10 protein-coding genes are annotated in these 8,281 nt (G+C 46.7%); all 10 read left to right on the top strand.

What is annotated here, in order from left to right; all coding sequences use genetic code 11:
* Positions 1 to 333 (top strand): SsrA-binding protein (locus H740_RS02365; RefSeq protein ID WP_002950912.1); only part of this gene is annotated, 333 nt, incomplete at its 5' end.
* A gap of 9 nt (positions 334 to 342) precedes the next feature.
* On the top strand, positions 343 to 555 hold the full coding sequence (locus H740_RS02360; RefSeq protein ID WP_002950903.1) for a tautomerase family protein: 213 nt from the start codon (positions 343 to 345) through the stop codon (positions 553 to 555).
* A gap of 1 nt (position 556) precedes the next feature.
* Positions 557 to 1,171, top strand: a complete 615-nt coding sequence (locus tag H740_RS02355; protein ID WP_002950902.1) for a TlpA family protein disulfide reductase — start codon at positions 557 to 559, stop codon at positions 1,169 to 1,171.
* Positions 1,161 to 1,472 (top strand): ATP-dependent Clp protease adaptor ClpS, encoded by a 312-nt coding sequence (locus H740_RS02350; RefSeq protein ID WP_002950901.1) that lies wholly within the window; start codon positions 1,161 to 1,163, stop codon positions 1,470 to 1,472. Before H740_RS02355 ends, H740_RS02350 begins: the two co-directional genes overlap by 11 nt.
* Before the next feature lie 43 nt (positions 1,473 to 1,515).
* Positions 1,516 to 3,681, top strand: a complete 2,166-nt coding sequence (locus H740_RS02345; RefSeq protein ID WP_002950900.1) for an AAA family ATPase — start codon at positions 1,516 to 1,518, stop codon at positions 3,679 to 3,681.
* An 18-nt stretch (positions 3,682 to 3,699) separates the two neighbouring features.
* Positions 3,700 to 4,359: a leucyl/phenylalanyl-tRNA--protein transferase gene (gene aat / locus H740_RS02340; RefSeq protein ID WP_002950898.1), complete on the top strand. Its 660-nt coding sequence runs from the start codon at positions 3,700 to 3,702 to the stop codon at positions 4,357 to 4,359.
* A gap of 56 nt (positions 4,360 to 4,415) precedes the next feature.
* Positions 4,416 to 4,853, top strand: coding sequence for a flagellar basal body rod protein FlgB (gene flgB, locus H740_RS02335; protein ID WP_002950896.1), 438 nt, complete (start codon positions 4,416 to 4,418; stop codon positions 4,851 to 4,853).
* 9 nt (positions 4,854 to 4,862) lie between these two features.
* The gene (gene flgC, locus H740_RS02330; protein WP_002946576.1) at positions 4,863 to 5,360 is read left to right on the top strand and encodes a flagellar basal body rod protein FlgC; all 498 of its coding nucleotides are present in this window, start codon (positions 4,863 to 4,865) and stop codon (positions 5,358 to 5,360) included.
* Positions 5,361 to 5,365: 5 nt separating this feature from the next.
* On the top strand, positions 5,366 to 5,668 hold the full coding sequence (fliE, locus tag H740_RS02325) for a flagellar hook-basal body complex protein FliE (RefSeq protein WP_002950894.1): 303 nt from the start codon (positions 5,366 to 5,368) through the stop codon (positions 5,666 to 5,668).
* 3 nt (positions 5,669 to 5,671) lie between these two features.
* Positions 5,672 to 7,516 (top strand): peptidoglycan D,D-transpeptidase FtsI family protein, encoded by a 1,845-nt coding sequence (locus H740_RS02320; protein WP_002950892.1) that lies wholly within the window; start codon positions 5,672 to 5,674, stop codon positions 7,514 to 7,516.
* Positions 7,517 to 8,281: the final 765 nt, after the last annotated feature.

The following is an 8,281-nucleotide window of genomic DNA, read 5'->3' as shown; positions in this document are numbered from 1 at the left end:
CTAAAAGATAGCTTCGCACGCGTGATAAAGGGCGAGCTGTTTTTACTAAACGCGCACATCAGCCACCTAAACACGACGCACTCAGCGTTTCGTCCCGACGAGCGGGCTCCGAGAAAACTACTGATGCACCGCAAGCAAATAGATAAAATTTTCGGTCAAGTCACGCAAGAAGGCCTCACGCTAGTCGTTTTAGCGCTCTATCTAAACGATAAAAATATCGTAAAGGCGCGCCTTGCGCTGGCAAAAGGTAAAAACCTGCACGATAAGCGCGAGACGATAAAACGCAAAGAAGCCGACAAAGAGGCGCGTGCGGCGATGAAAAAATACGCTTAAGGAAAACCGATGCCCTACGTAAATATAAAAATCACAAAAGAAAAAGAAACCGTAAGCGCCGAGCAAAAGCGTGCGATAATAGCCGGCGTAACGAAACTGCTGGGCGATACGCTAAAGCGCGACGCTAGCAGAACCGTCGTCGTGATAGAGGAAGTTAGCACCGACGACTACGGCTTTGGCGGCGAAAGTATAACCGAGCTAAGATCAAAACAAGGAAAATAATATGAAAAAAACGATTAAGGCGATTTTGGCGGCTTTGGCCTGCGCGATATTTTTAGCAGGCTGCGGCGAGGACGAGACGGCGAAGGCTCCCGTAAAGATAGAGGGCTATAAAACGGGCGAGGAGATCGCGCTAAAGAGCGTGTTTGGCAAAGATCTCACGCTAAAGCGCGTTGAGGGCGGCTTTGTTATCAAAGGCTACGAGGATAAAATTTTGATGTTTGATATATTCGGCACGTTTTGTCCGCCGTGTCAAAAAGAAGCTCCCGATCTCACCAAATTTCAGATTGATAACCTAAATGATTTTACGATCGTGGGGCTAACGCACTTCGAAAACGTCACGAACGAGTACGTCGTGGAAAATTTCGCACAAAAATATAACGCCTTTTACTTTATTTCAAACGACGCTAAAACCAACGACAGGCTTGCCGCGCAAATTTTAGAGGATATAAAATACGAGCGGCTTGAGAGCGTGCCGATAAAAATGGTACTAAAAGGCGGCGTATATCAGGAGCTAACCGACGTAGATAGCGGAAAATTCGGCGTGAAATACTACCTAGGCGGCATCCATCTAGACGCGATGACGAAAGATTACGAGAGAATAAAAAATGCCCGATAAAACCGCCACCGAGCGGGAGCACGGCATAGACGTAAAGGAAAAACCGGAATTTCCGCGCAAATTTAAGGTTGTTTTACTAAACGACGACGTTACGAGTATGGATTTCGTCGTGAGCGTACTGGTCGAGATTTTTCACCACACAGCCCAAAGCGCGGTAACCGTGATGTTAAAAATCCACAACGAAGGTGGCGGGGTGGCGGGCATCTACAATAAAGAGATCGCCCAAACCAAACAAAACCAAACGCTAAAAGCTGCAGCCGCCGCGGGCTACCCGCTAAAGGCCGTCGTCGAGGAAGAATAGCCCGCAAAAACGGGCGCGCAAAAGGCGCAAAGAGGAGGAAATGATGTTTGACTCGGATTTAAGCTATCTTTTGGAAAAGGCTGGGCAGTTTGCCTACTCGAATTTTCACGAGTATCTAACCAGCGAGCACGTGCTTTTCGTGCTGGTAAATTTAAACGAAGAGACTAGAGATATCCTAGCCGACGCAGGGCTCACCGACGTCGAGGGACTAAAAAGCGATCTAAAAAACTATCTACTGCAAACCAACGAGCAAGTCCCGCACCACAAACAGCCGCGTATGACGGTGCTTTTGGAGCAAATTTTTAAAGAGCTAAACGCTGAGCTAAAAGATAAAAACGTCGGTATCAGGGATTTGCTCTTTAAAATCGCGGCCAGAGGCGACACGTACGGGGCTAAAATTTTAGAATTTTACGACGTCGATCCGCAAAAGATCAAGCAAGCAACAAAAGACGACAAGCAGACTCGCGCTAAAAACTTCCAAAACCTCGCCAAATACTCGTCAAATTTAACCAAGCTAGCCGCCGATGGTAAAATAGACCCGATCATAGGGCGAGAAAACGAGCTAGCAAGGCTAATGCAAACGCTAAGCCGCCGCAAGAAAAATAATCCAATCCTAGTGGGCGAAGCGGGCGTTGGCAAAACCGCCGTAGTCGAGGGGCTCGCGCTAAAAATCGCGAGCGGCGAAGTGCCGCAGAGGCTAAAGCAGGCGCAAATTTTCGCTCTAGATATAGGCGCGATGATAGCTGGCACGAAATACCGCGGCGACTTTGAAAAGCGCCTAAAAGACGTGATGGACGAGGTGGCTGAGCAAGAGGACGCGATAGTTTTTATCGACGAGATCCACACTATCGTAGGCGCGGGAGCTACAAACGGCGGCGGACTTGATATGTCAAATTTACTAAAACCGGCTCTCGCAAACGGCTCGCTTCGCTGCATCGGAGCGACGACGTACGCGGAGTATCGCAGCTTTTTTGAAAAAGAAAAAGCCCTCGCGCGCCGATTTGCTAAAATCGACGTCGTAGAGCCGAGCGCGGACGAGAGCGTCGAGATCCTAAAAGGGCTTCGCGCCAAATACGAGAGCTTTCACGGTGTCAAATTTAGCGACGAAATTTTAGCCAAAAGCGTGGAGCTAGCCAAAAAATACTTAAACGATCGATTTTTACCCGATAGCGCCATCGATCTCATCGACGAGGTCGGCGCGGCCCTAGCTCTGCAAAACAGAAGCAAAACCGTAAAAATGTCCGATCTAAGCGCGGTTTTAAGCAAGATGGCAAATATCCCGGATACAAATCTAAAATCTGACGCCGCGGCAAATTTGAAAAATCTAGCCCAGAGGTTAAAGTCTGAAATTTTCGGTCAAGACGAAGCCATAGACACTCTAGTAGCGGCGATCAAGCGCTCGTACGCGGGGCTAAAGCAGCCAAACGCGCCCGTTGGAGTATTTTTATTTACAGGCTCAAGCGGCGTGGGTAAAAGCGAGCTAAGCGCGGCTCTAGCGCGGAATTTGGGCGTGCATTTCGAGCGGTTTGACATGAGCGAATACATGGAAAAACACAGCGTCTCGCGTCTCATCGGCGCGCCTCCCGGATATGTCGGGTTTGAAGAGGGCGGTATACTCACAAACGCCGTTAAAAAGCACCCTTATAGCGTGATTTTGTTTGACGAGATTGAAAAGGCAAGCGACGAGATGATAAACGTCTTTTTGCAAATTTTTGATAGCGCGAGCCTCACGGATAATACGGGCGCAAAGAGCGACTTTCGCAACGCCGTCATCATAATGAGCTCAAATTTGGGCTCAAAAGAGGCACCGACGCTTGGCTTTAGCAAAGACGAAAGCGGTAAAGCAGACTCGGCTGTAAAGGGATTTTTCAGCCCCGAGTTTCGCAACCGCATCGATAAAATCGTGCATTTTAACGACCTTGGCGAGGACGCGTTAGGCCTCATCGCACAAAAGATCATTAACGAGATAAACTCAAGCCTCACCGAGAAAAAAGTCGTCATAAAAGCCTCAGCCGAAGCCAAAAAATACCTCTGGCAAAAGGGCTATAGCAAGGAATTTGGCGCGCGAAATCTAAAACGCCTGGTCCAAGACGAAATCTCGACTAAGCTTAGCGACGAGATACTTTTCGGCGCGCTAAAAAACGGCGGCGTCGCAAACATCGCGCTAAAAAACGGCGAGCTGGCGTTTAAATTTGAAGCTCTAAAATAAGCGGTCGCGGGGTCAAATTTGGAAAAAATCTATAACTTCCCAGACCCCACAAGTGCCCCCACAAACTCCCCTCTAGCCCTCGGCGGCGATCTAAGCGCAGAGGCTCTTTTGCAAGCTTACGACAAAGGTATTTTTCCGTGGTTTTTACCCGGCGAGCCCATATACTGGTGGTCGCCCGATCCGCGCGCGGTGCTTATTCCAAGCGAGGTGCGCGTGCAAAAAAGCATAAAATCGGCGCTTAAAAAATTTGAAGTACGGTTTGATTACGACTTTGAAAATTTCCTAAAAATCTGCAAAAGCGAGCGCGAAAAACGCGAACCCACGTGGCTATCGGGAGACATCGTGAGCGCCTACGTAAATTTGCACCGCCTGGGCATATCGCACAGCGTGGAGGTTTACGAGAACGGCGAGCTATCAGGCGGGCTTTACGGGCAAATTTTTGGCAAGGTCTTTTGCGGCGAGAGTATGATCAGTCTAAAAACAGGCGCGTCCAAGGTCGCCCTTATCGCGCTTTGCCGCGCTTTAGAGCCGTTTGATTTTCTCATCGACTGCCAGGTCATGAACGAACATCTAAAATTTATGGGCGCAAAAGCGATGAGGCGAAGCGAGTTTTTAGCCAAATTTAACGAACTAAAAAATCAGCCTAGCGGGTTTAGCAAATTTCAAAATTTACGCTAAATTTGGAACGTCTTTTGCTTATTATCTCGTAAAATTCAGATAAAAAAGGCAAGAAAATGTTCGCAGGTATCCAAACCTCAAAATCAAAACCGCTCGTAGAAAGCGCGCTGGCAAGCAGAAATTTACGCCAGCAGATGATTTCTGGCAACATAGCAAACATCGATACGCCTTTTTATAAAGCCCGCGACATCGCGTTTGAAGCGGCCTTGTCGCAAACGGCGCAAGAGATCTACGGCAAAGACGAAAATAAAATTTTAAAACTCGCGCAAACCGACGGCGCGCACTTTCCTCGCGTGGATTTTCCGGCGTCAAACGGGGCGACGATATTTCTACGCGACGGACACATGGCGCGAAACGACGCAAACACCGTCGATCTGGATGTCGAAACGACCGAGCTTAGCAAAAATGCGATAATGGTAACCGCGCTTGATCGCGCCATGAGACAAAGCGGCCAGATATTTAAAAACGTGATCGACGCTAGCAGTAAAATTTAAGGATAGATTATGAGTAATTATTTAAGCGACTTTGATATCAGCGGATACGGACTAAGCGCTCAGCGCTTTAGAATGAACGTCATTAGCTCCAACATCGCCAATGCAAACACCGTGCGAACGGCGGAAGGCGGCCCGTATAGACGCCGCGAGGTGATATTTAAGGCGGTTGATTTTGACAGCGTACTAAACGACGAAGTGGCGAAAAAACATAACTTGTTAGAATACGAAAATCCGCTAGACGATAAATTCTATACAAAAGACGCAAAACCTGCTATAATGAGCGTCGTGGTTGACAAGATAGTGCGCGACGATAAGGATTTTAAGCTAAAATACGATCCGTCTCACCCAGACGCCGATGCGAGAGGCTACGTAGCGTACCCTAACATCAATCCCGTCATCGAAATGGCGGATCTGATCGAAGCCACACGCGCCTATCAGGCAAACGTTTCGGCATTTCAGTCGGCTAAAACGATCGCTCAAAGCGCGTTAGAATTATTACAAGGTTAAATTTTATGACAAACATAGATAAAATCGGCTCGGTTGCTTCGCCGTTTGAAAAAAAAGAAGTAAAGACTCTGCAAAATCAAAAAGGGGAGCTAAATTTCGGCGACGTGCTAGATAGCTCGTTAAAAGAGCTAAACGAGATACAAATCAACGCAGACAAAGCCATCGCCGACCTAGCAACTGGCGAGGTAAAAGATCTGCATCAAGCAGCCATCGCCATCGGCAAGGCCGACACGTCGATGAAACTAATGCTGGAGATCCGCAACAAGGCCCTAAGCGCATACAAAGAAATCTCAAGAACGCAAATTTAAACCTTGAATCAGCGAAAATCAAAAACAATCGCTTTATTTGCGTTTATTCTGTTTTTTATCTGCATATTTTTGGCAGTTATCTTTTACCGAGCAAATATCGAAAGACGACTGCCAAAACTAGAAACTAGCGACATAAACACAGCCCTTCGCGGCAACATAATAACAAAAGACGGTTTTAGCATCACAGGTAGCCAAAAGCTCTACAAAGTGATGATTGACACTAGAAACATCGATCCCGATAAAAAAGATCTATTTATCAAGCTTTACTGCATATATAGCGGCGACGATATCAAGCGCGTAACTAAAATCATCAACAGCCAAAAAGGCGCCGTTACGCTATCCTATAAGATCGATGCCAAAGGCGCGGCGTATCTACAAGAGCTATCAAAAAAGTTGTATAGAAAGAAAATCTTTATCCCGTACGAAGACCCGAATACCGGGGCCGCGATACTGCGTAATATGAGCATAATAGAAAGCGGCGAAAGCAGACAATACGTCGCCGCCGACGCACTCACGCCAATGATAGGCTACGTAAAAAAGGTCGAAAAAGACGGCATCACCAAAACCGAAGGCGTAAAAGGCGTAGAAAAAGCCTACGAATACTACATCTCCTCTATCCAAGACGCAAAACTGCTAGGCCCAAAAGATATCGGAAACAACATCATCCTTACAAGCGATTCAAATTTGGCTAACCGCGTGGATGGATACGATATCATCCTAAACGCCTCGCTTAAACTACAAACCAGACTAGAGCAAATCATCGATGAAAAGAAAGAATTTCTAAACGCAAAAGAGATAATCGTAGGCATCATGGACTCAAAAACGGGCGGTCTACTAGCGCTTGCCAGCACCTCTCGCTACAGCCCCTCAAACATCAGAAAACAAGACTACAAATCGCTAAACTCCTCGGCAACCGAGTATGCATACGAGGTCGGTTCGGTATTTAAACCGTTTATTTTCGCCCTCCTTTTAGCAAACGACAAAATCAATCCGCTCGAGCGGATAAACACCTACAACGGCGTCTATCAGCTAGGAAAACGCACGATAAAAGACACGCACCCAGAGCCGTTTCTCACAGCCGAAGACATCATCGTATATAGCTCGAATATCGGCATGATACAGATCGCCCAGCGACTAGACGGTTCTCAAATTTACTCAGGGCTTTTAAATTTCGGTTTCACGCAAAAAACAGGCATCGATATGCCATACGAGCAGGTCGGAAACATGCCGCCGGTAGCCAAGCTAAATTCACAAATTTACAAAGCTACGATCAGCTACGGATACGGCCTGCAAGCGACTTTTATCCAGCTTTTAAAGGCGTATAACGTATTTAATAATAAAGGCGTGATGGTGACGCCAAAGGTCGTAGACTCGCTCTATAAAGACGGTAAATTTTTCGTCGTAAACGACCCAAAACCGGTCGAAGCCATAAGCCAAGAAGTGGCCGAGAGGATGAAGCGCATCCTGATAAAAACCGTCGAGATCGGCACCGGCAAAAGAGCGAAGGTAGAAGGCCTAGAAATCGGCGGCAAAACAGGCACCGCACACATCGCCACGACCGGTGGCTACGCAAATACCTATAACGGCTCGTTTTTCGGATTCGTCAACGACTCACAGGGCAATAGCTATACGATAGGTGTTTTAGCCAGAGAGCCGAAGAAACCGTATTATTATTTTGGTGCTCAAAGCGCGCTACCGACTTTTAGAGCGGCCGTAGAGCTGATGATCGAAGAGGGATTTTTAAAACCAGATGAAAATTTGACCGCGTCGGAGCAAGCCGCGCCGCCTACTGAAAATACTGAGAAAAAAGCTACAAGCTCAAAACCTAAAGCCAAGCAGAAAAAGTAAATTTGCTTTAATCGTTGAAGCGTGGAGTTAAATTTACTATTTTAAACTTATACTCGCTTGCAAATTTGACTCGCCCGCAAGTCCGTCCTGCCAAAGTATTTATGCCTGCATGGCTTTGGCATTTGGCGCGGCTTTAAATTTGAGATTCTGTTCGGCGTTTTTGCTCAGTGTTTCGCTCGAATTTGACGTGCCACATTTGCTGTTTTGTTTAAATTTGAGTCCGAGTTTTCGCCAGCGTTTGGTAAATTTTGCTCGCCCGATTTACCTTCACCGCTTAAATTTGGCTCCGTATTTTCATCCGCGCCGCCCGCTTGCTCGTTGTCAAATTTGATGTTTCGTTTACGGCCCCGGCGCTTAAATCTGACCCGTTAATTTTACCGTCCTTGCCGAAATTTACTTCATTTCCGCCCGGGTTTTCGCACGCCACAGCCGCGAAATGTTCGCACTGCCAGATAGCGACAATAACCCCCTTATCTGGGATAGAAAAGATAGTTTGATTAAATTACGACCTTGATATGTCCGGAGAATATAGCGATTTACAAGCCGCTTCAAACAACACTTTGGATTTTCGAGACTATTGTTACCCCGTTCATTTCCTTTATGGAGAGTATTCTAACAGTCAATCAACCATCCAAACATAAACTACAAACCATAAAAAAATAAATTCATATATTTTCTAAAATAGCTAGAAACAGAAATAAAAACAGCAAGCATTCCATAAGCGATAAACGCCCCCAACCACCAAAAACAAATCTTCAAGAACAA

It is taken from the genome of Campylobacter showae CC57C (assembly GCF_000344295.2).
Lineage (GTDB): Bacteria > Campylobacterota > Campylobacteria > Campylobacterales > Campylobacteraceae > Campylobacter_A > Campylobacter_A showae_B.
This window is presented reverse-complemented; position numbering and strand designations above follow the sequence as displayed.